The sequence below is a fragment of the Oceanobacillus sp. Castelsardo genome (genome assembly GCF_001659985.1).
Classification (GTDB): domain Bacteria; phylum Bacillota; class Bacilli; order Bacillales; family Amphibacillaceae; genus Oceanobacillus.
On the sequence record NZ_LYCS01000008.1, the window covers coordinates 1 to 21,655 of the forward strand.

19 protein-coding genes, 11 tRNA genes and 1 rRNA gene are annotated in these 21,655 nt (G+C 37.2%); 4 read left to right on the top strand and 27 right to left on the bottom strand.

Annotated features, from left to right (window positions below; translation table 11 throughout):
- The 13 genes from A9178_RS13330 to A9178_RS13390 form a co-directional block, all read right to left on the bottom strand.
- A 16S ribosomal RNA gene (locus A9178_RS13330) occupies positions 1–1,503 on the bottom strand; the annotation flags it as partial.
- A gap of 318 nt (positions 1,504–1,821) precedes the next feature.
- Positions 1,822–1,895, bottom strand: a tRNA-Ile gene (locus tag A9178_RS13335).
- Between the two features lie 13 nt (positions 1,896–1,908).
- Positions 1,909–1,982, bottom strand: a tRNA-Gly gene (locus A9178_RS13340).
- Between the two features lie 186 nt (positions 1,983–2,168).
- A tRNA-Pro gene (locus A9178_RS13345) sits at positions 2,169–2,245 on the bottom strand.
- A 14-nt stretch (positions 2,246–2,259) separates the two neighbouring features.
- A tRNA-Arg gene (locus A9178_RS13350) sits at positions 2,260–2,336 on the bottom strand.
- Between the two features lie 33 nt (positions 2,337–2,369).
- A tRNA-Leu gene (locus A9178_RS13355) sits at positions 2,370–2,453 on the bottom strand.
- A 12-nt stretch (positions 2,454–2,465) separates the two neighbouring features.
- Positions 2,466–2,538, bottom strand: a tRNA-Lys gene (locus tag A9178_RS13360).
- Positions 2,539–2,812: 274 nt separating this feature from the next.
- Positions 2,813–2,887, bottom strand: a tRNA-Gln gene (locus tag A9178_RS13365).
- Between the two features lie 6 nt (positions 2,888–2,893).
- Positions 2,894–2,970, bottom strand: a tRNA-Asp gene (locus A9178_RS13370).
- 12 nt (positions 2,971–2,982) lie between these two features.
- Positions 2,983–3,054: transfer RNA gene (locus A9178_RS13375), tRNA-Glu, on the bottom strand.
- Between the two features lie 11 nt (positions 3,055–3,065).
- Positions 3,066–3,156, bottom strand: a tRNA-Ser gene (locus A9178_RS13380).
- Between the two features lie 5 nt (positions 3,157–3,161).
- Positions 3,162–3,236: transfer RNA gene (locus tag A9178_RS13385), tRNA-Asn, on the bottom strand.
- A gap of 376 nt (positions 3,237–3,612) precedes the next feature.
- The gene (locus A9178_RS13390; RefSeq protein WP_068676111.1) at positions 3,613–4,071 is read right to left on the bottom strand and encodes a SprT family protein; all 459 of its coding nucleotides are present in this window, start codon (positions 4,069–4,071) and stop codon (positions 3,613–3,615) included.
- Positions 4,072–4,401: 330 nt separating this feature from the next.
- Between A9178_RS13390 and A9178_RS13395 the strand changes: the two genes are divergently transcribed.
- Positions 4,402–5,886, top strand: a complete 1,485-nt coding sequence (locus tag A9178_RS13395; protein WP_068676113.1) for a catalase — start codon at positions 4,402–4,404, stop codon at positions 5,884–5,886.
- A gap of 58 nt (positions 5,887–5,944) precedes the next feature.
- On the opposite strand, the gene A9178_RS13400 is transcribed toward A9178_RS13395, so the two are convergent.
- The 13 genes from A9178_RS13400 to acpS all read right to left on the bottom strand — a co-directional run bounded on the left by A9178_RS13400 (position 5,945) and on the right by acpS (position 16,627).
- Entirely contained in the window at positions 5,945–8,116 is a 2,172-nt protein-coding gene (locus A9178_RS13400) for a Tex family protein (protein WP_068676114.1), read from the bottom strand.
- 120 nt (positions 8,117–8,236) lie between these two features.
- Positions 8,237–8,839 (bottom strand): PP2C family serine/threonine-protein phosphatase, encoded by a 603-nt coding sequence (locus A9178_RS13405; protein WP_068676116.1) that lies wholly within the window; start codon positions 8,837–8,839, stop codon positions 8,237–8,239.
- Positions 8,836–9,627: an RNA polymerase sigma factor SigB gene (gene sigB / locus A9178_RS13410; protein ID WP_068676118.1), complete on the bottom strand. Its 792-nt coding sequence runs from the start codon at positions 9,625–9,627 to the stop codon at positions 8,836–8,838. The genes A9178_RS13405 and sigB overlap by 4 nt, the downstream gene beginning before the upstream one ends.
- The gene (rsbW, locus tag A9178_RS13415; RefSeq protein ID WP_068676120.1) at positions 9,599–10,078 is read right to left on the bottom strand and encodes an anti-sigma B factor RsbW; all 480 of its coding nucleotides are present in this window, start codon (positions 10,076–10,078) and stop codon (positions 9,599–9,601) included. Before rsbW ends, sigB begins: the two co-directional genes overlap by 29 nt.
- A gap of 1 nt (position 10,079) precedes the next feature.
- Positions 10,080–10,409, bottom strand: a complete 330-nt coding sequence (locus A9178_RS13420) for an anti-sigma factor antagonist (protein ID WP_068676122.1) — start codon at positions 10,407–10,409, stop codon at positions 10,080–10,082.
- A gap of 81 nt (positions 10,410–10,490) precedes the next feature.
- Positions 10,491–11,504, bottom strand: coding sequence for a PP2C family protein-serine/threonine phosphatase (locus A9178_RS13425; RefSeq protein ID WP_068676124.1), 1,014 nt, complete (start codon positions 11,502–11,504; stop codon positions 10,491–10,493).
- Positions 11,505–11,590: 86 nt separating this feature from the next.
- A complete protein-coding gene (locus A9178_RS13430; RefSeq protein WP_068676126.1) occupies positions 11,591–11,995 on the bottom strand; it encodes an anti-sigma regulatory factor in 405 nt (134 codons plus the stop codon).
- 3 nt (positions 11,996–11,998) lie between these two features.
- Entirely contained in the window at positions 11,999–12,355 is a 357-nt protein-coding gene (locus tag A9178_RS13435; RefSeq protein ID WP_068676128.1) for an STAS domain-containing protein, read from the bottom strand.
- A gap of 4 nt (positions 12,356–12,359) precedes the next feature.
- Positions 12,360–13,229 (bottom strand): RsbT co-antagonist protein RsbRA, encoded by an 870-nt coding sequence (locus tag A9178_RS13440; protein ID WP_068676130.1) that lies wholly within the window; start codon positions 13,227–13,229, stop codon positions 12,360–12,362.
- A gap of 215 nt (positions 13,230–13,444) precedes the next feature.
- Positions 13,445–13,807, bottom strand: a complete 363-nt coding sequence (locus A9178_RS13445; RefSeq protein WP_068676132.1) for a type II toxin-antitoxin system PemK/MazF family toxin — start codon at positions 13,805–13,807, stop codon at positions 13,445–13,447.
- Between the two features lie 5 nt (positions 13,808–13,812).
- Positions 13,813–14,097 (bottom strand): CopG family ribbon-helix-helix protein, encoded by a 285-nt coding sequence (locus tag A9178_RS13450; protein WP_047183668.1) that lies wholly within the window; start codon positions 14,095–14,097, stop codon positions 13,813–13,815.
- 323 nt (positions 14,098–14,420) lie between these two features.
- The gene (locus tag A9178_RS13455) at positions 14,421–15,452 is read right to left on the bottom strand and encodes a LolA family protein (RefSeq protein WP_068676133.1); all 1,032 of its coding nucleotides are present in this window, start codon (positions 15,450–15,452) and stop codon (positions 14,421–14,423) included.
- A gap of 818 nt (positions 15,453–16,270) precedes the next feature.
- Positions 16,271–16,627 (bottom strand): holo-ACP synthase, encoded by a 357-nt coding sequence (acpS, locus tag A9178_RS13460; protein WP_068676135.1) that lies wholly within the window; start codon positions 16,625–16,627, stop codon positions 16,271–16,273.
- A gap of 130 nt (positions 16,628–16,757) precedes the next feature.
- On the opposite strand from acpS, the gene A9178_RS13465 reads away from it, so the two are divergent.
- The gene (locus tag A9178_RS13465) at positions 16,758–17,531 is read left to right on the top strand and encodes a rhomboid family intramembrane serine protease (protein ID WP_068676137.1); all 774 of its coding nucleotides are present in this window, start codon (positions 16,758–16,760) and stop codon (positions 17,529–17,531) included.
- Between the two features lie 54 nt (positions 17,532–17,585).
- Here the strand turns inward: A9178_RS13465 and cshA are convergent, their stop codons facing one another.
- Positions 17,586–19,061 carry a degradosome RNA helicase CshA gene (gene cshA, locus A9178_RS13470; protein WP_068676139.1) on the bottom strand — a complete coding sequence of 492 codons (1,476 nt, stop codon included), beginning with the start codon at positions 19,059–19,061 and terminating at the stop codon, positions 17,586–17,588.
- A 595-nt stretch (positions 19,062–19,656) separates the two neighbouring features.
- Here cshA and A9178_RS13475 point away from each other — a divergent pair.
- The gene (locus A9178_RS13475; RefSeq protein WP_068676141.1) at positions 19,657–20,574 is read left to right on the top strand and encodes a DMT family transporter; all 918 of its coding nucleotides are present in this window, start codon (positions 19,657–19,659) and stop codon (positions 20,572–20,574) included.
- 26 nt (positions 20,575–20,600) lie between these two features.
- Positions 20,601–21,452, top strand: a complete 852-nt coding sequence (locus tag A9178_RS13480) for a DegV family protein (protein WP_068676143.1) — start codon at positions 20,601–20,603, stop codon at positions 21,450–21,452.
- Positions 21,453–21,655 lie beyond the last annotated feature (203 nt).

Here is a 21,655-nt window from a genome sequence, read left to right on the forward strand (position 1 = left end):
GGTCCCACCTTCGGCGGCTGGCTCCAAAAGGTTACCTCACCGACTTCGGGTGTTACCAACTCTCGTGGTGTGACGGGCGGTGTGTACAAGACCCGGGAACGTATTCACCGCGGCATGCTGATCCGCGATTACTAGCGATTCCGGCTTCATGTAGGCGAGTTGCAGCCTACAATCCGAACTGAGAATGGTTTTATGGGATTTGCTTGACCTCACGGTTTCGCTGCCCTTTGTACCATCCATTGTAGCACGTGTGTAGCCCAGGTCATAAGGGGCATGATGATTTGACGTCATCCCCACCTTCCTCCGGTTTGTCACCGGCAGTCACCTTAGAGTGCCCAACTAAATGCTGGCAACTAAGATCAAGGGTTGCGCTCGTTGCGGGACTTAACCCAACATCTCACGACACGAGCTGACGACAACCATGCACCACCTGTCACTTTCGTCCCCGAAGGGAAATCCCTATCTCTAGGGAGGTCGAAAGGATGTCAAGACCTGGTAAGGTTCTTCGCGTTGCTTCGAATTAAACCACATGCTCCACCGCTTGTGCGGGTCCCCGTCAATTCTTTTGAGTTTCAGCCTTGCGGCCGTACTCCCCAGGCGGAGTGCTTAATGCGTTAACTTCAGCACTAAGGGGCGGAAACCCCCTAACACCTAGCACTCATCGTTTACGGCGTGGACTACCAGGGTATCTAATCCTGTTCGCTACCCACGCTTTCGCTCCTCAGCGTCAGTTACAGACCAGAGAGTCGCCTTCGCCACTGGTGTTCCTCCATATCTCTACGCATTTCACCGCTACACATGGAATTCCACTCTCCTCTTCTGCACTCAAGTCCTCCAGTTTCCAATGACCCTCCACGGTTAAGCCGTGGGCTTTCACATCAGACTTAAAAGACCGCCTGCGAGCGCTTTACGCCCAATAAATCCGGACAACGCTTGCCACCTACGTATTACCGCGGCTGCTGGCACGTAGTTAGCCGTGGCTTTCTGGTTAGGTACCGTCAAGGCATGATCAGTTACTATCATACTTGTTCTTCCCTAACAACAGAGTTTTACGATCCGAAAACCTTCTTCACTCACGCGGCGTTGCTCCGTCAGACTTTCGTCCATTGCGGAAGATTCCCTACTGCTGCCTCCCGTAGGAGTCTGGGCCGTGTCTCAGTCCCAGTGTGGCCGATCACCCTCTCAGGTCGGCTACGCATCGTCGCCTTGGTAGGCCTTTACCCCACCAACTAGCTAATGCGCCGCGGGCCCATCTGTAAGTGACAGCTTACGCCGCCTTTTAAACTTCTTATTATGCAATAAAAAATATTATCCGGTATTAGCTCACGTTTCCGCGAGTTATCCCAGTCTTACAGGTAGGTTGCCCACGTGTTACTCACCCGTCCGCCGCTCTTTCCACCACTTTCATCCCCGAAGGGTTGAAAGTAGTTTCCAGCGCTCGACTTGCATGTATTAGGCACGCCGCCAGCGTTCGTCCTGAGCCAAGATCAAACTCTCCAAAAAAGTTTGTTTAGAATTAACAAGTTAATTCTATGTCTTAGCTATAAGAAGTGTTACCTTCTATTTTAAAAGGAAAACTCGTTTTCCTTTTTTTCTTGACATACTGGTTGTTTTGTTCAGTTTTCAAAGAGCAAATTTCGCAGTCGTTTGTCAAAAGCGACTTTATTAATATACCATATCGCTAACATGTCGTCAACAACTTTTTTAAAATTTTAATCAACGTTTTTTGCGATAGAAATAAATTATACAATAACCACTTTTGAAAGTCAACATTTTTTTGGGTTATACCAAGAAAGATAAACCAACCTGAAATCTGTTGGATGGGCCTGAGTGGACTCGAACCACCGACCTCACGCTTATCAGGCGTGCGCTCTAACCAGCTGAGCTACAGGCCCCTCATATAAACAATGGAGCGGGTGATGGGAATCGAACCCACGACATCAGCTTGGAAGGCTGAGGTTATACCATTTAACTACACCCGCATTTAAAATGAAATTGTACTTTATTTTCAGTCTCGACCAACATGCCTCTCCATCTACAAGTTGATTCAAAGAAGTGAATACTTCGAGGCAACTCGCAGAATATTCGGTAGAAGTATCGCTCGTGGCTGAGGTTATACCATTTAACTACACCCGCATATATATAATAGATTCATAGTGAAACAATAATGGTCGGGAAGACAGGATTCGAACCTGCGACCCCATGGTCCCAAACCATGTGCTCTACCAAGCTGAGCTACTTCCCGTCAGTAATTATTAATGGCGCGCCCGAGAGGAGTCGAACCCCTAACCTTTTGATCCGTAGTCAAACGCTCTATCCAATTGAGCTACGGGCGCAAAAGCATAAATAGAATATATTAAAGTTCACAATGCGGTCGAGAGGACTTGAACCTCCACGGGATTAACTCCCACTAGGCCCTCAACCTAGCGCGTCTGCCATTCCGCCACGACCGCAAATAATGGAAGTGAGCCATGAAGGATTCGAACCTTCGACCCTCTGATTAAAAGTCAGATGCTCTACCGACTGAGCTAATGGCTCGTAATATCACACTTTTATCTTTAGTCTCATAACAGATAAAATAAATCCCTATATCTTCTTGCTTTTTCGAGAACATATAGTGCTTCGGGTTACTCGAAGCCTATTCGGCAGAAGTGATGTTCGTAACCAACCGACTGAGCTAGTGGCTCATATTATCGGGCAATCCCGAGTTCTTCTAACAAAAAAATACTATTGCATCAATAGTATTTTAACCCCCATTATTAAACTCAACATAAAATGTGAGATGGATTAATATAAGGAATTAACATAAAAATGGCTGGGCCACTAGGATTCGAACCTAGGGTACACGGGATCAAAACCCGATGCCTTACCGCTTGGCTATGGCCCAATTAAATGGCGGTCCGGACGGGACTCGAACCCGCGACCTCCTGCGTGACAGGCAGGCATTCTAACCAACTGAACTACCGGACCTATTTAAAATGATGACCCGTACGGGATTCGAACCCGTGTTACCGCCGTGAAAGGGCGGTGTCTTAACCGCTTGACCAACGGGCCACTGTTTGAAATGGCGGAGAAGGAGGGATTTGAACCCTCGCGCCGCTATCGCGACCTACACCCTTAGCAGGGGCGCCTCTTCAGCCTCTTGAGTACTTCTCCAATAATGGCTCCACAGGTAGGATTCGAACCTACGACCGATCGGTTAACAGCCGATTGCTCTACCACTGAGCTACTGTGGAATAAAATCAACATCACTCTATTTTACTGCTACGATATATTTAACCTCGTCATTTATTATTAGCAGCAACGTTTTATATAATAAACGATTTGAAAAAGATTGTCAACATTCTTTTAAGAGATTTTTATCATTTGAAACGAACAAAATCAAAATCTGAAACAACTTTTCTAATTTATCATGGATAAAAAGTTTCGTCAACATCTTTTTTTGCATTAAAGAAAACTAAAATGGCTTCGCTTTGTATAGATACCATCTATTATAGTAGCTTATTGCTTTCAAGTGGGGTTGTTTTCATATAAGAACACTTCTTCCCCATCTGCACAACTAAGACATGGGCAAATTCCTTTGGGCGAAATGCTAACTTTCCTAGATGTTTTTTATTCCTCACTTAATATAAGTCTTCCCCTACATTTACCACACCTATATTTAGTTATATCTACTTTACGCTTCCGCTTATATTGATAATGACAGTCTTTACATATATATAAGTACTTATACGCATTTACTTGCGATGGTAATGGACTACAATGTCTAGGAGATCCAGTCTTCTTTAATAACCTCTTAAAATCCTCATCTCCATGTTTATACCCTTTTCCTTCTATATGTAAATGATAATGGCATAATTCATGTTTAATGATACCGATAAATTCACTTGCTTCCATCTCTTCAACATATTTTGGATTTAACTCAATTACCCTTTCAGTAGGTAGATACCTACCACCAGTTGTGCGTAGACGATGATTAAATGTAACCTTGTCAGTATATGGTTTACCGAAAAATTTCAACGATATATCATTAACTAAATCAAATAGTGACTTCTCATTTACTGGATCCATTTGAAAACACCTCCTTGTACTTCTATTTCTAATCATATCATACCTGTAGCAACATAATCATTATAATAGTTAATATATTAAATAACGTTTAAACCTTATTTAATATCTCTTTGTTTAAAATCATTATAATTAAATATTGATTTTTATTTGATTTGCTTTATAATGTTGTTTAGAAGTGATTTTAATCTATTCTCGATTATCGCGTTAGAGTGATAATCCATCTTCTCATTTCATAAGTTTTAAATAATTATTCTAAATAGATTTAAAGTAGGTTAAATCTATTAAAATAGTAATATTTATGAAAATAATTATTCGGAAGGGGTTAATATAATGAGTGAAGAAAAGAAAAGACTAACTACCGCATTTGGTGCTCCGGTACCTAATGATGATGATGTCAAAACTGCTGGTAAACGTGGTCCGCTATTAATGGAGGACTTTTGGTTTATTGAAAAGCTTGCACACTTTGATAGAGAAGTAATTCCTGAACGACGTATGCATGCAAAAGGTTCTGGTGCGTATGGTACTTTCACAGTAACTAATGACATTACTAAATACACAAAAGCTGATATCTTCTCAGAAGTTGGCAAAAAAACAGATATGTTCATTCGTTATTCTACAGTTGCTGGTGAACGTGGCGCTCCTGATGCTGATCGTGATATTCGTGGTACAGCAATGAAGTTCTACACAGAAGAAGGTAACTGGGACTTAGTAGGAAACAACACTCCAGTATTCTTTATGAGAGATCCTAAGAGATTCCCAGATTTAAACCATGTTGTTAAACGTAATCCTAAAACAAATATGCATAGCCCACAAGCAAACTGGGATTTCTGGACCGCACTACCTGAAGCACTTCACCAAGTAACGGTTGTCATGAGTGACCGCGGAATTCCAGCAAGTTACCGAAATATGAATATGTTTAGTAGCCATGCGTATAGCTTAATTAATGCGGATAATGAACGAGTATGGGTTAAATTCCACTTTAAAACACAACAAGGAATTAAAAACTTAACAGACCAAGAGGCAGAAGTTTTAAGAGGTAAGGAAGCTGACAGTCATCAAAAAGATCTATTTACTGCAATTGAAAATGGTGACTATCCAAAATGGACAATGTACATTCAAGTAATGACAGAAGAACAAGCAAATAACTTACCTTACAATCCATTTGACTTAACTAAAGTTTGGTATAAAGAGGACTACCCATTAATTGAAGTTGGTGAAGTAGAACTTAACCGTAACCCTGAAAACTACTTTGAAGAAGTGGAACAAGCTGCTTTCGCTCCAACAAACATTGTACCTGGTATCGGATTCTCACCAGATAGAATGTTACAAGGTCGCTTATTCTCATACGGAGACGCTCAACGTTATCGTTTAGGTGTGAACCATTGGCAAATTCCAGTTAACTATCCGAAGAATGCGAAGAACTTCCACCCTTACCATAGAGACGGTCAAGGAAGAGTAATTCCTGCTTCTGGTGGAGAAATCTCATATTCTCCTAACAGTTATGGGGAATGGAAAGATAGTAAAGAACATCAAGATCCAGCATATGATGGTGGAGGTATTAGTTATTACGATTTCCGCGAAGACGATGACCTTTACTATGAACAACCTGGTAAGCTATTCAACTTAATGTCAGAAGACCAAAAACAACAATTATTTGGAAATACCGCTCGTGCAATGGAAGGAACTACTAAAGAAATTCAATTGAGACATATTACAAACTGTTACAAGGCAGATCCTAAATACGGGGAAGGCGTAGCAAAAGCATTAGGAATTTCTCTAAGTGAAGTAGAAGCTGCGGTAGGAACAGAAAAATAAATTAATAAAAAAACCAAGGGCAACCTTGGTTTTTTTATTTATCTAGATCTCTCCTTTTTCACTTTTCATTTTGAATCATTGATAACGCAACTCTTCCTTTATCAACATCAATATCTTCAACCCATACGGTAACAACATCCCCTACTGATGCGATATCCATTGGGTGTTTTACAAATTTATTCGCCATTTTTGATATGTGTACGAGTCCATCTTGTTTTACACCAACATCCACAAACACACCAAAATCTACAACATTTCGCACTGTACCTTGTAATTCCATACCAGGTTTCAAATCTTCTAATGTCATCACATTTTGTTTCAATAATGGTTGCGGATAATCATCACGTGGGTCTCTTTCCGGACGACTTAATGCATTTAAAATATCTACTAAAGTAGGCTCTCCGATTTCTAATTGTTCCGCTACTTTCTTTTTATCTAAACCTTTTATTTTTTCTTGTAACTTCTCGGTTCCAATATCACCTATGGAACAATCCATCATTTCTAACAGTCTTTTTGTACTAGGGTAGCTTTCAGGATGGATAGGTGTTCTATCTAAGGGATTTTCTCCATCAATAATTCGTAAAAAACCAATAGCCTGTTCATACGTCTTCGCACCAAGTCTCGGAATTTTCTTTAGTTCTTGACGCTTTGTAAATTTTCCTTCTTCATTTCTACGTTTCACAATATTATTTGCTACGGTTTTACTTAGTCCTGAAACATATTGTAATAAAGACGAAGATGCTGTATTCACATTAACACCAACTTGGTTTACGGCTGTTTCCACTACAAAGGTTAATGACTCATTTAGTAACTTTTGGCTTACATCATGTTGATATTGTCCTACACCAATTGATTTAGGATCGATTTTCACGAGTTCTGCTAATGGATCTTGTACGCGACGTGCTATGGAAGCAGCACTTCGCTGTTCCACTTGCAAGTCAGGAAATTCCTCACGGGCAAGTTCCGAAGCAGAATACACACTTGCCCCAGCTTCGTTAACAATGATATAAGGTATGCTTAGCTGATTGTTAGAGATGACATCGGAAATAAATTGTTCTGTTTCTCTTGATGCTGTACCATTTCCAATTGCTACTAATTCAATATTAAATTTCCGCACAAGTTCCATCACTATTTTCTCAGAACCAACCACATCATTCTTTGGAGCTGTCGGGTACATTACCCCGACATCGAGTACCTTTCCAGTTTCATCTACTACAACTAACTTACAACCTGTACGGTATGCCGGGTCGACACCAAGAATCGTTTTCCCTTTTAATGGTGGTTGTAATAATAAATTCTTTAAATTTACGGCAAAGACATCAATCGCTTGTTCTTCTGCCTTTTCAGTTAAGCTTCCTCTAATCTCTCTTTCAATGGATGGTTGAATTAAACGTTTATAACTATCTTCTATTGCAGCTAATAAGATTTCCTTTATTTCCTCATTAGACTGCTTTTTAATAATTTTATTCTGCAGAAATTCATGAATACGTTCCACAGGCGGTTGAATGGATACCTTTAATATATCCTCTTTTTCTCCACGGTTTAGCGCTAATATTCGGTGGGAAACAAGTGAACGTACTGCTTCATGATATTCATAATACATACCATATACACGCTTTTCATCTTTTTCTTCATCTTTTACTTGTGATTCTATCGTTCCTTTCCTAAATGTTTCTTCTCGAATATAATCACGATATTCCGCATCATCTGAGATCCATTCCGCAATAATATCATTTACTCCTATCAACACATCTTCTACTGTATGTAATTCATGTTCTTCAGAGAAGTACTTTTCTGCTTCTTCTTTTAGGCGAGTAATTTCCCCAGCCCAGATTAATTCAGCAAGAGGCTCCAGTCCTTTTTCTTTAGCAATCGTTGCTTTTGTTCTTCTCTTTTGTTTATATGGACGATACAAATCCTCCACTCTTTGCAGTCTGGATGCTGCTTTTATTTCCTTTTCCAATTCCTCTGTTAATTTACCCTGTTCCTCTATAATCCGAAGAACTTCTTGTTTTCTTTCTGATAAATGAACAGCATATTGATATCTATCTTGAACATTTTTAATTTGAACTTCATCAAGTCCACCAGTTACTTCTTTTCGGTACCTGGCAATAAAGGGGACAGTATTCCCTTCACCTAATAATTCAATAACCTTCCCCACAATATTAACCTTTATTTCTGTTTCCTTAGCTACTAATCCTATAATATTTTGTTCAACATCTACTGCCATTTTTAAACCTCCTTAAGCAAATAAAAAACGGAAAAGCTTCCTATATTTTACCACATTGTGTTTTAACTTAACTATGCCAGTAAGCCAAAAAGGCCGACACCTACTCTAATGTCAGCCATCTTACACATCACCATAATGCATCGCTATTAATGTTGTATCATCAGAACGCGCCTCTTCGCTTATAAATTTATAAGCCTTCGTTATCCCCTCCACATCTTTCTTATTCTCAAAAGATAACTTAGATAATTCTTTATCCAGCACCCCATCAGAAAACATAATATAATTAGAATTTGGTTCAAGTTTTCCGCTTATCACTTTAAACGGTCTTTTAAAACCACCCAAATAACCTGCATTCGGAATACTACGCTTTTTCTTCCCTTGAATAACTTGTAATATTCCAATATTACCAATAGAAGAAAATGAATACGTCTTTTTACTAAAGTCCATTTTTAATATTCCTAATACAGCTCCTCGTTTCCCTAACAGTTGTTCATTCGCCTTGGAGACAATCTGTTCTACTTCAATATCCGAGTTCCTTTTTATAATATCTATGACAATTTCAGATGATTCGTTTGCATACTCCCCACTACCAAGACCATCTGCAAGCGCACAAATGAACCCTTTCTCTGTTTCCTTGTAGAAGTAACTATCCCCACAACAATAATTACCCTTTTTTGGTTTTTGGAAGATAGATACTTCTACTTTGCTATTTGCAAAACTCAATCGAAAACCTCCGAACTTTTAGATTGAATAGCTTCACGTAACCTTCTTAACGCTCGCCTTTGCAATCTAGAAACATGCATTTGAGATATTCCTAGTTTTTCTCCTGTTTCTTTTTGGCTCAAATTCTCGAAGTATGTAAATCTTAGAATTTGTTGTTCTCGTTCTGATAAAACCGGAAGAATCTTTTCTAGAATAATCTTATAGTCGATAGTATTATAGCCACCTTCTTCAGAGCCAATTAAGTCAATTAATGCAACTGTTCCGCCCTCTGAATCCGCTTCAACTTTCTTATCCACAGAGAGCGCATTATAACTTTTACTCATTTCCATTGTTTCCAAAACTTCTTCTTCTGAAGCATCCAAGTAAACTGCTATCTCTTTAATTGTTGGAGATTTTTGATTCGTAGCCGTTAAAACATCGACCGCTTTTTTAATTTTAGGTCCTAATTCTTTAATACGACGAGGAACGTGAACACTCCATGTTTTATCACGAATAAAACGTTTGATTTCGCCAATCATTGTTGGTATTGCAAAAGATTCAAATGATTTACCAAATGATGCATCATACCTTCTGACTGCAGCTAATAAACCAATCATCCCTACCTGCACTAGGTCTTCGTGTATCATAGAGTTTCTCGAATATTTCATTGCGATGGATTCTACAAGGTTTTGGTATCTAAGAATAATTTTCTCTTGTGTGGCTTTATCTTCAGGATTTTGTTGGAGAAATTCAATCCATTGGTAAACCTCATCTCTTCCTTTATGGTCGGCTTGAGACTTGGTTATCATCTAAGTCCACCCCTACTCCATTTAGATACTTAGTCATTAACACAATAACTCCACCATGACTATTATTGATTTGAACTTTATCCATCAAAGCTTCAATTAAAAACAGTCCAAATCCACCTTCTCTAAGATTTTCCACCGACTCTGACTTTTGATAAGGACCTATTTTATTTTTTACTTCGTTTAATCGGAAACTTTCTCCCTTATCAGCCACCATAATTTCTAGATGATCTTCATACACACCAAAACCAATGGTTATTTCACCTTTTCCCTCTTTTTCATAACCATGATTAATTGCATTAGTAATCGCCTCTGAAACAGCAATTTTTATATCCTCAATTTCCTCATAAGAAAAGCCTACACGATTCGCTATTCCTGATAATGTCAAACGAATCACACCAACATATTCTGCTTTTGCCGGTATCTTCATTTCTATAAAATCAAAATTGCACATATCATCTCTCCACCTTGTTGATGCGTTCTAAATCCATAATCTCATGTAATCCAGTTATATTAAAAACACGGTAAACACGATCACTAAGATTAATAATTTTTAATTGACTATTATTTACCTTCGATGATTTTAAACCACTAATAAAAACTCCTAAACCAGTACTATCCATATATGAAATGAATTCCATATCAACTTCGACATCATTTCCGCTAATTTTTGTTAGAGGTAATAATTTTTCTTTTAGTTGTGGGGCAGTATAAGCATCAATTTCACCCGAAAGACGAACTATACTTTTATTTCTTTCCTCAACAATGTCAATGTTAAGTTCCATTATTCCCCCTCCTAGTCCTTTAGTTCTATATCAATATCGCTTTACTATTACTTAGTAAACTTTACCCATTTTCGAAAAGCATTAAACTTCTTTTTTAAATATTATTAATGTGAAATCATCTCTTAGTTTAAAATCCTGTAGCTGTTCAAAGTATTTAAACACTTGCTCAACCATTTCTTGTGCGGAGAGAGCCTTATATTTCTTAATGAGATCCAGCACTTCTTGAGTCTCGATAAATCGGCCTTGCTCTCGTGTTTCCGTAACCCCGTCTGTTAAAAATATCACCATGTCACCCAATTTCATTTCTAACACATATTCTTGATACTGAACATTCCCTAGCACACCTAAAGCTAGCCCCTCCGTTTTTAATTCTGTAAATTTATTTTCTTTAGCATGGTAATAAAAACCAGGTTCATGACCTGCTGAGGAAAATCGAAGTTTATTGTCTTTAGGGGAGTATTGGGCATAAATCATGGTAATGAACATATTTGGATCAACGTTTCTTTCCACTACACGATTAAGATTTTCTAAAATAACATTGGGTTTCATCGATACCTCTGGATAACTGTCCATTGCATATTTAATCATGGACATGGACAATGCTGCAGGAATCCCTTTTCCTATTACATCAGCTATCGCAAGACCAATTGTATCATCATTCCCTTTAACAAAATGATAGTAATCTCCATTAAGTTGATGTGCTGGTACACTTATTGCACCAATATCCAACCCTCGCGCCTGAGGAATTTCTGTTTTCAAAAGTGTATTCTGCATTTTTGCAGCAACAGAAATCTCAGACTGAATGGCAAGTTGTCTTTCTTTTAACGACTGTATTTCTTGCTGTTTAATCCCATAGGAAATCATTGCTTCTAATAGGAAGTTCATGGAATGCTTAACTTCTTGTGAAAGTTCCGGGTATAACTCTTCTAATGCTTGAATGTGTATATTGACAATCTCTTCTGGTAAAATATTATTCTTCAAGAAAGATTTACTCATCATTTCTACTCCATATAGAGAACGCTCATCTTGAGTTTCAATAAATGATTTTAATAAGTCTTTATAACCTTCAGTGCTTGAATTCATTACTTCCCCCATACACTTCCTCCTACCTAATCCATTTGTGGCTCTATAAAAAATGATAAGTGCATACATCAAAGTTCTGTATACACTTACCAATCTCATTAACGAACCAACTTTTTAGTAGTAATTTTCGTTCCTTTTCCGAGTTCAGATTGAATAACAAATTGATCCATTAATCGTTTTACTCCAGGGAGTCCAGCGCCTAAACCTCCTGATGTCGAATATCCATCCTGCATGACTTCACCAATGTCTGCAATTCCCGGGCCTGAATCTACCGCTACTATACTTAGTCCTTTACTTTCCATCGTATCTATTTTTTCAAATATTATCTGACCATTTTTGGCGTATAAATATATATTTCGGGCTAGTTCTGATACAGCTGTTGCAACACGAGCCTGGTCCACGATTCCAAATCCTAATTCCTTCGCCATATCTCTTGCAACATGTCTTGCTCCAACGATATCCCATTCTTTTTGTATTCTTACATAGGACGATTGAGGCTTCATATGTTATTCCCCCAATTCCTGATGTAATTTAATAAGGCCTTGCTCCAAATTTAACGCAGTTGGGATATTTTGTAAGTGAATACCTAATTCAATTAACGTCATAGCAACTGCTGGTTGTATGCCAGTTAAAACTACTTTCGCCCCCATTAGATCTGACATCGCTACAACATCCCCAAGAACTTTGGCAATGAATGAATCAATGATTTCAACAGATGTTAAATCGATGACAACACCCGTCGCACCAGTTGTATAGATTTTGTCTAGTAGATCTTCTTGAAATTCTATCGCAGTCTTATCATCTATTTCCGTTTGGATAGAGATTAATAGATAATCATGTAATTTTAAAATAGGAATGCGCACCTAATCACTCCCCTTTTAACGATTCAATTAAGCTTCCAATGTTATCTTCACTTGTAGTGACATTAGTTACTTTTCTATTTGTTATTTCTAATGCTGCCATAAATCCTTTTTTCAACGAACTTTTCGTAGGGAAATTAGCTAAATCAATACCCAAATTAACTATGGTTTGCGCAATTTCTGGTCGGATACCAACTAAAATACACTTCGCTCCAATTAGCCGTACCGCTTCAGCAGCTTGAATCAAATGGTGAGCAACCATCGTATCAACTACTGGTACCCCCGTAATGTCTATTAATACCACTTCTGAATTATATGTAATAACACCTTGAAGTAAGCTTTCCATAATTAGCTTGGCTCTATCGGTATCAATCGTTCCTATTAATGGCATAATGGTAATACCTTCAATTACAGGAATAAGCGGCGCAGACAATTCTTGCAAAGCAACACGTTGTAAAGAAACGATATTCTCCCAATTTCCAGTATATTCATTCACTAATACACGAATTATCGGTTCTACCCATTGATCCACACTAGATAAAACATCGGATATAAAATCCGTATCCATGCTATCTGATTGACTTAAAATAAAATTAATCGTTACTCTTCTAAAAACTTGCAAACCGTCTGTAATATAGCTTAAAGGCCAACCAAGGTTAATAATCTTTTCTGAGAATGTTTCTACTGCCTTAATTGCCCCATCATTTTTAATACTTGTAAAGATAACCTCAACAAATTCACGGTTCGTATTATCGTACAAATCATTTGATATAGTAGCAGTACGATTTGCTTCTTTTAATCTCGCTACTTCCTCGAGCCACATTTCTACAATTGTTTCACTATTTTCAACAACTATACCTTTAAATTTAGAATCCATACAATGATCCTCCGTCTTGATTATAAAAGTTATAAATATTGTTTCATAATATAATATTTTCTGCAAATAAATACTTCACATAATCCTTACATTATAGCATCTAATAACAGTAAAGTATGTACTAAAAAAGTCCCAAACACATCGTAATATCGGAGTTGTTTTTATAATTTCCGAAACAACAAAAATGCCCTTTCTCTTATACGAGAAGGGCGTCTTTAATGACCGTTATAAATCTCTTTCAACCCGAGACTTATTTCTAAGGCTTGGTTAATCTTTTTCATCATTTCATCATCTAATTTGGTTATCCTGTCAGTTAGTCGTTGCTTGTCTAATGTACGAATTTGTTCTAATAAAATTACTGAATTACGATCAAACCCATATTTTTTTGCATCGATTTCAACATGGGTTGGTAGCTTTGCTTTTTGAATCTGTGCAGTAATTGCTGCAACAATGACAGTAGGGCTAAATCGATTACCGATGTCGTTCTGTAAAATTAATACTGGGCGAACTCCACCCTGTTCTGATCCAACAACTGGTGATAGATCAGCGAAATATACCTCGCCTCTTTGAACGATCAAATTAATTACACCCCGATCACAGTACGCTTAAAGGTGATTTCAGCCTCCTCTTCGGCTTGAAAAGCTTCCGAAGCAATGGTTAGATTAATGCGGCCCATTTCTTCATACCCACGTCGCATTGTTTCACGAAATTGCTGAATATGTTCATTCTTTTTATGTTGGAGATAATTTCTAGTTGCCTGACATATGAAATCACTTAAGTCACTATTTTCATATTTCATTAATCCATCCACCTCATTTAGTAGGTTTGTTGGTAATTTAACCAGTACTTCTTGTAAACTCTCTGACAAACCAATGCACCTCCGCCAACTGTTGAACGTTCTTTTAAAATGTCTACTCTATAATAGCATTGAATACCTTAGTTTGCAAAGGGGTCCTGGCGTAATTTTGATAAAAACTACATTTAATCTTAATAACATTTCAGAGCTGAATCACCTTTCATCTGAATTACGTATAAGATTTATATTTCACTCTATTATTGCACTCCTGTAAACTATATGCATTTATAAAAAAAACATGCATCTTTTTTAATTAAATCCTTCATTACCAAACCATACCAAATACAAAAAGCAGACCCCCTTTCACCTTAGTGAGCCTGCTACAACATATCATATTATTTCACTGCTTTTCCTTGAACTGACTGAGCAACTTGAATAAGTTCCTCTTTCGTTAACTCTTCACTTGCCAGCTTATAATTAACCCCATTGTAATCCCATTCAATCTTATTCTCATCTAGTGCAGCAATTGTATTACCTAAATTAACAATATCCCCTTCCACTTCTTGTGGAGAGCTTAAAGTTGGCATTACATCCAAACGTTCTTGAATCAATGTAAAGTGTTTTTCTCCCGCAAAAGTAGAAATGATACGTTTTCCATTCTCTAATTCAACTTCTCTTTGCTCTTCCACTTCAGCCCCAGCAGTAAATTCAGGCATTACTACTTCTAAAACATTTTCTGTTGTTTCTTCTTGTACTTCAGCGGATGTTTCTGTACTAGTATCATTGGAAGCCATGTTTTTCTCCATGGAGAAGTCATCTTTGTTAAACGTAGAATTCAACTCAAATTTTGAAAACTTCACTTCTACTAAAGCATTTTCATCTTTGTCCAAAACTTTTACTAAAGTAGGTGTGTAATTTTCCTTATTAAAATGTATTTCTTGAAATGGCAAGTTGTTATTGCTTTGATAATTTGTTTTCGTTTTGAAAATATAACTATCTTCCGTTGATTCAAACGTTGCTTCCTCATCCCCAGCAATATCCTCTACTAGAGATTGGTATAAATATGGTTGACTTCCGTTATTTGGCCACTCCGTCTGGAATTTAAAACTTTTCTCTAATGCTGGAGTTAATACAAATACACCTTCTTCGTTTTTCAAAATAATTTGGCTACCTTTTTCGTCTGTTTCACTGGTTAGGGCGACACGATAAAAGTCTTCCTTTTGGTGCCAAATATCAATATTGAATTTTTGTTCCTCTTGCCCAGTGTTCATCGACATTTCGGCTACCGCTTTATACCCTGACATTTCTTCAACATTCTTCTGGAGTTCTCCAACAACGTCTTCTTGTGACTTCTCGCCACATGCTGCCAAAACAAGCACGATTAAACCGAATACCATCAGCTTTAAAGAAAAATTTAGTCTTTTCATATACATATCTCCCTTGTCTCAAAACATCAGGGAACTTCATATCACGCAGTTTAGAAAAGGGTACGATATATCCTTTTGAATACTAGAAATAACATCAATCTCCATTGACTCATAGTAAGTATTTTCTTCTTTTATTTATAACCTTACCATGAACATAACGCGTATTACACAATGATAGGAATAGATCACCACAAGTACATTTCCTATTAAGAATTAAGCTTAACACTGCCAGTCCTAGCGCAGTTCTTAATTTCCTGTGTTGCTTATCATTTACTACTTACACAAGACGTTTAATTGGGGCTTGTCTCTTTTTCACATCAATAGAATTGCTTTAACGATAATAAAGGACAATCAACTTACATGACCGTTCGCACTAACTTTACTGTTTCCTCTTTTCTCTCCTTCCTAGTACAAAGAGCTTTTGCAATGGAAATAGAAGTAGCCTTTTAGAAAACTTGGCATTCGCCAAGCCTTTGGGCGAATGACTAGTTGCACTTATGCAAATATCTTCGGTGGGGCGAGTAATCGGAGCCCCAGACGGGAAAGATTTTATACCTTCCTACGTGCCAAAAGAAACATTTGCTTAAATACCTTAACTTTTCACGAAAGACTTCCCCACCACAAATAAAAGATTATCCTTATCCCTAATACATGTTTTCCTTTTCCCCTAACGACTCCGCCCACATTTTTCCATCCAATTCCATTTTTCTCATTGTGTAATGAATAATACCGTACGTTTCTTCTGCAGTGACAATATTCAATTTGTTCCCTCCTGTTGCATTAAAATATATGAGACAACCTATACAAATATGCAAATCTTATTCTTGTTCCATAACAACTTGAGCAACAGCATAAGATTTACTATGTGTAATCGATAAGAAGATTTTCTCTTTTTCCAACCCTTGAACTTCGATAATAGGGGCACCTAACTCATTTGGTAAAACTTCTATATGTTGAAAGCTTAATTTACCAATCCCTGTCCCTAATGCCTTCGCTACAGCTTCCTTTGCAGCAAACCTCCCAGCCACAAATTCAATGCGACGTTTTTTATTTTTTAATGTAAGATATAAATCTTTTTCTTTTTTAGTTAAAATCCTATCTACAAACCGTTCATTCTTTATACTTTTTTGAATTCGCTCCAATTCGATAATATCGATACCGATTCCCTTTATCATATTAATACTCCTAACTTTTACATTCATAAGAATAGTCATTGTTCATGATTTTAAGTATTATAATAGTTAATAGTACACATATTTTACTTATTTATAAAATTATTTAAAATTAGGAGGAGTAACCCTTAAAATGTTTATTCGTCATGAACGAAGTATTAAGGAATTTATTGTGAATTATCCTATTGTTTCTACTTTAGTTATTATCCATCTAGTTTTATGGGTTATTATAGATTTCCTTTCACTTCCAATTGGTGTGTTAATGGAAGCTTGGGGTGTTGGTAGTAATTTATTAGTTGCCGAGGGTCAATATTGGCGCTTCATTACCCCAGTATTTTTACACGGAGATTTTATGCATGCATTATTTAACTCCTTTTCTCTCGTTTTATTTGGTCCAGCATTAGAGCAAATGGTTGGTAAGTCCAAATTTTTGTTTGGCTATTTTGGGGCAGGAATCATAGGTAATATCGGAACTTTCATTTTTGGGCCAGAAAATTATTGGCATCTTGGTGCATCTGGAGCGATTTTCGGTTTGTTTGGTATTTACATTTTTATGGCAATGAATCGAAAGTACTTAATAGATCAAGGTAGCGCACAAATGATCCGTGTGATTTTAATTTTCGGTCTTATTATGACCATCTTCCGTTCGGGGATAAACGTCTATGCGCATGTGTTTGGTTTTATTGGCGGATTCCTTCTTGCGCCGATTGTTTTAAAAAATGCGAGAATTTATTCTCCATGGGGAAATAGTAGACGGCGAACATATCATTATGATGATAGCGAAGTTCAATTTGATCCAAATAGATGGAGAAAGAAAAGATGGATTCCAGAAAAGGTAAGAAAAAATTGGTTACTACTAGTCATTGGAATTCTAGCCGCAATTGGCCTATTGAGTAGATTTTTTTAGGATTGTTTCTAATAAAAAGAGGATAATCCCTATTAATGGACTATCCTCTTTTTATTATTTACTACGATTACGGCTCTTTTGGTAATTTCCTTTGCGGTTTCTGCCACCTTGGTTTCTACCGCCTTGATTTCTACCACCCTGATTACGCCCACCATAGTAACGTTTATTACCTGATCTATTTCGTCTGTCACTGTTTTTTGCCTTTTTGACACTTATTGGAGCAACAGAAGAGATAGTTACAGGTGTATCTTTACGTTCTTTTGTCATTAATTTAAGAGCAGCTGCTATAACCGTTACAGAATCATGGTTTTCTAATAATTCATTCGCTGCTTCATGATAATCTTTTAAATCATGTCTTTCGATTGTTCTTGATAATTTATCAATTGTTAATTGTTGCTTACCTCTTTGAGCATCTTTATAAGATGGAGGCATTAGACGTTTCATTTTACTTTTCGTTACTTTCTCAATTAAGTTTAGATGAGCCATCTCGCGTGGGGTGATAAAGGAAATAGCTTCCCCTGTTCTTCCCGCACGACCTGTGCGACCAATACGGTGTACATAGCTTTCCGGGTCTTGCGGGATATCAAAGTTATATACATGAGTTACCCCGGAAATATCTAAACCTCTTGCAGCAACATCTGTCGCTACCAAAACATCAAGACGCCCATTCTTAAATTTATTCAATACAGACATACGTTTACCCTGAGTTAGATCGCCATGGATCCCTTCTGCACGATAACCCCTAGCCTGCAATCCTTCTGTGATTTCATCCACACGTTTTTTCGTTCTAGCAAAAACGATAGCTAAATCTGGTGAGTGAATATCTAAGTGGTTGTTTAATGTTTCAAATTTTTGTTTTTCAGGAATTTCAATAAAGTACTGATCAATATTCTCTACCGTCATTTCCTTCGCTTTCACTTTTACCTCTTTAGGATTATTCATTAAGTTAGTCGCAATATCACGGATTTCTTTCGGCATTGTTGCAGAGAAAAGTAATGTTTGATGACCTTCTGGAACAGCTTTTAAAATTTCACGAATATCGTCAATAAAGCCCATATTTAACATTTCATCAGCTTCATCTAATACTGCAATTTTAACCATACTAATATTGATTGTTCTTCTTCTCATATGGTCAAGCAATCTTCCTGGAGTAGCCACAACAATTTGCGGGCCATCTTTTAATGCACGAATTTGGCGATCCATATGTTGTCCACCGAAAATTGCTAATGCACGGATTCCTGTAAATTTCCCAATTCTATTTAATTCTTCTGCTACTTGTATCGCAAGTTCTCTTGTTGGAGCTACAACAAGTCCTTGAACTTTTCTTAATTTCGGATCCACTTTTTCAAGCATTGGAATACCAAACGCTGCCGTTTTTCCCGTTCCCGTCTGCGCTTGTCCAATCACATCGTTACCTTCTACTCCGAGTGGTATAGTTTGTGCTTGTATTGGTGTCGCTTCTTCAAATCCCATATTATTTATTGCTTTCATAATAGGGGCTGAGACACCCAACTCTTTAAATGTAGTCACCTAATAGTCTACTCCTTTTTTTGTGAAAATTTCTGCAAAAGAGGCCATCTAAAACATTTTCTCATACTTTTTTTAAATAGTGTTTCCATCTTATTTAAAGGTAAACTTATATTATCAAATGAATAAAAATTACAATTTTATTGACATTAAATTAGTAAAGTATAAAAAGGCGTCATCCAAATTGGTAAGAGGCCTCAAACTACGCATCCTTTATCATACCACAAATGCATTCATAATATCTACTACCTAACCAGTTTCGTGATTTTTCCAACACCGCATGGTAGAATAGGACAAAGGCGCAAGCGCCCGTTTAGTGACGTATAGACTGGACTGAGCCGTAGGAGATAAAGGAAACATGCCCCTTCATAGGGGTATGTCGACGTTGGCCGCAAAGGCCGGTTTTAGTCGGCCTTCCTTAACTTTGAGTCGATGTTGACTTATCGTTCGGAGGTGAAGGAAGTCTACTAGTCACTGGGCGCTGGAGCTGGACATGGCTATTTTGGAACCTAAGCTATACACAGAATACAAATTTATAATTTCCTAACCATAATAACATTCTTATTAAATAACCCACACATTTGAAAGGGAGTTGATCATGCGCATCCCTCCATTTAATCCATATATCGCCATAATCATTGGTGTTATTGCTGTATCGTCGACACCAATTTTTGTCAAATTAGCAAACGGGGTACCATCGGCAATTATTGCTAATTACCGATTACTATTGGCAGTTTTAATTATGTCGCCTATAATATTATCTAAGTATCGTAAAGAATTTCGATATATAAATCGCAGAAATTGGATTTTAGCAATTATATCTGGAGTGTTTTTAGCAACGCATTTTTTATTATGGTTTGAATCACTTAATTATACATCTATTACAAGCTCCATTATATTAATTACAATCCATCCAATTTTCGTTTTTATAGGAACGTATTTTTTATTTCAAGAACGTTTCTCATCCGGTTCCATTATTAGTTTAATTATTATCCTATTTGGTAGCGCTATTATTGGTTGGGGGGACTTTGGAGAAGGTAATTCATTTATTTATGGAGATTTACTAGCTATTTTAGCATCCATTTCCCTAGCCATTTATGTCCTAACTGGGCAAAAAACACGTAAAAATCTTTCCTTAATCACCTATACCTATATTGTGTATGGCGTAGGAATGATAACACTATTTTTATATAACATCATCATGCAAAATTCGTTTGGAAATTATTCAATGGAAAACTGGTATATCTTTTTAGCTTTAGCCATCATTCCTACATTCTTTGGACACTCTTTATTTAACTGGGCAATGAAATGGTTAAGTAATTCGACTGTCTCCATGGCTATTGTTTTCGAACCAATTGCCGCAACATTTTTAGCATATATCGTATTAAGAGAAACCATGATTTGGTCCCAGCTATTGGGTGGTACTATTATTGTTTTTGGTTTGTTCTTATTCATATTAAGCACCTCAAGAAAAAACAGTGTGACGATTGCTAAGAAAAGGAATAAACAATTTTAATTTATAAAGAGTAGGTGAATGAATGAATGAATATACAATTAATGACAGATAGTGGGGCAGATATTCCGAATCGTTTAAAAGAATCCTTGAATGTGAAAATCGTCCCACTTTATTTACATTTTAGTGATGGTCAATATAATACTGATCAAGTTGATTCACAAAAATTTTATCAAAAAATTAAAGATTTAAAAGAACTACCTCGCTCAGCAGCACCTAGTCCAAGTGACTTTTATCAGTACTACAAAGAGGTTAACCCGAGCACACCAATATTGATGTTAAGCATATCTGATGGTTTAAGTAGTACGTATGAAAATGCTGTCGCAGGAAAAAACCTGATTCTAGAAGAAGAACCTGAACGGCTTATAGAGGTGATAAACACAAAAACAGCTTCTTGTGGCATCGCTTTACTACTACATGAATCTGGAAAGAAAATAAAAGAAGGTCTTTCCTTCCCTGAACTAGTAAAACATATGCATGAAAGAGTTCAGCAAACAGCAACATTATTTGTATTAAAGACATTAGAAAACCTTGTTATAGGTGGACGCCTGGATAAAGTAAAAGGTACAATCGCTAAAACCCTTAATATCCGCCTACTAATGCGGGCTAGTAAAGAAGGAACGATTGAAGTTAATGAAAAAATAAGAGGCGATAAAAAATCCATTCGTCGATTTATAGAACAAATTGGAGAACAAGCAAAAAATATGGAAGATAAGATTATTTCTATATCACATGGGAATGATGAAGAACGTGCCAAATCCATCCTCCAGCAAATACAAGAGAAATATAAATTTAAAGATACCTTGTTAATGGAAACTGGTCCATTAATCTCCACATATGGTGGAGAAGGCGCCATCGTCATTTCTTTCTTTAAAGATTAAGAACAAAAGCGGAAGCGCCCTTACAGGCTAAGAACGCAACGTCTTGTCGCAACGCCTGGGACTCCGATTACTCGTCCCATCGAAAAGCGTTTGTACTCACACATCCTGTGCTTCGTAGCGACGTACGGATGTGAAGGAAGTCACGCTGGACGTGGCCTTCCCTAAGATAAGATTTAAAAAGCCAATCAACTTATTCCGCAAAA

Coding starts and splice junctions, on each gene's coding strand:
- A9178_RS13390 (WP_068676111.1), bottom strand. CDS start 4,071: ATGGATCCAGTAAATGAGAAGTCACTATTTGATTTAGTTAATGATATA.
- A9178_RS13395 (WP_068676113.1), top strand. CDS start 4,402: ATGAGTGAAGAAAAGAAAAGACTAACTACCGCATTTGGTGCTCCGGTA.
- A9178_RS13400 (WP_068676114.1), bottom strand. CDS start 8,116: ATGGCAGTAGATGTTGAACAAAATATTATAGGATTAGTAGCTAAGGAA.
- sigB (WP_068676118.1), bottom strand. CDS start 9,627: ATGATAACCAAGTCTCAAGCCGACCATAAAGGAAGAGATGAGGTTTAC.
- rsbW (WP_068676120.1), bottom strand. CDS start 10,078: ATGTGCAATTTTGATTTTATAGAAATGAAGATACCGGCAAAAGCAGAA.
- A9178_RS13420 (WP_068676122.1), bottom strand. CDS start 10,409: ATGGAACTTAACATTGACATTGTTGAGGAAAGAAATAAAAGTATAGTT.
- A9178_RS13425 (WP_068676124.1), bottom strand. CDS start 11,504: ATGGGGGAAGTAATGAATTCAAGCACTGAAGGTTATAAAGACTTATTA.
- A9178_RS13430 (WP_068676126.1), bottom strand. CDS start 11,995: ATGAAGCCTCAATCGTCCTATGTAAGAATACAAAAAGAATGGGATATC.
- A9178_RS13440 (WP_068676130.1), bottom strand. CDS start 13,229: ATGGATTCTAAATTTAAAGGTATAGTTGTTGAAAATAGTGAAACAATT.
- A9178_RS13455 (WP_068676133.1), bottom strand. CDS start 15,452: ATGAAAAGACTAAATTTTTCTTTAAAGCTGATGGTATTCGGTTTAATC.
- acpS (WP_068676135.1), bottom strand. CDS start 16,627: ATGATAAAGGGAATCGGTATCGATATTATCGAATTGGAGCGAATTCAA.
- A9178_RS13465 (WP_068676137.1), top strand. CDS start 16,758: ATGTTTATTCGTCATGAACGAAGTATTAAGGAATTTATTGTGAATTAT.
- A9178_RS13475 (WP_068676141.1), top strand. CDS start 19,657: ATGCGCATCCCTCCATTTAATCCATATATCGCCATAATCATTGGTGTT.
- A9178_RS13480 (WP_068676143.1), top strand. CDS start 20,601: ATGAATATACAATTAATGACAGATAGTGGGGCAGATATTCCGAATCGT.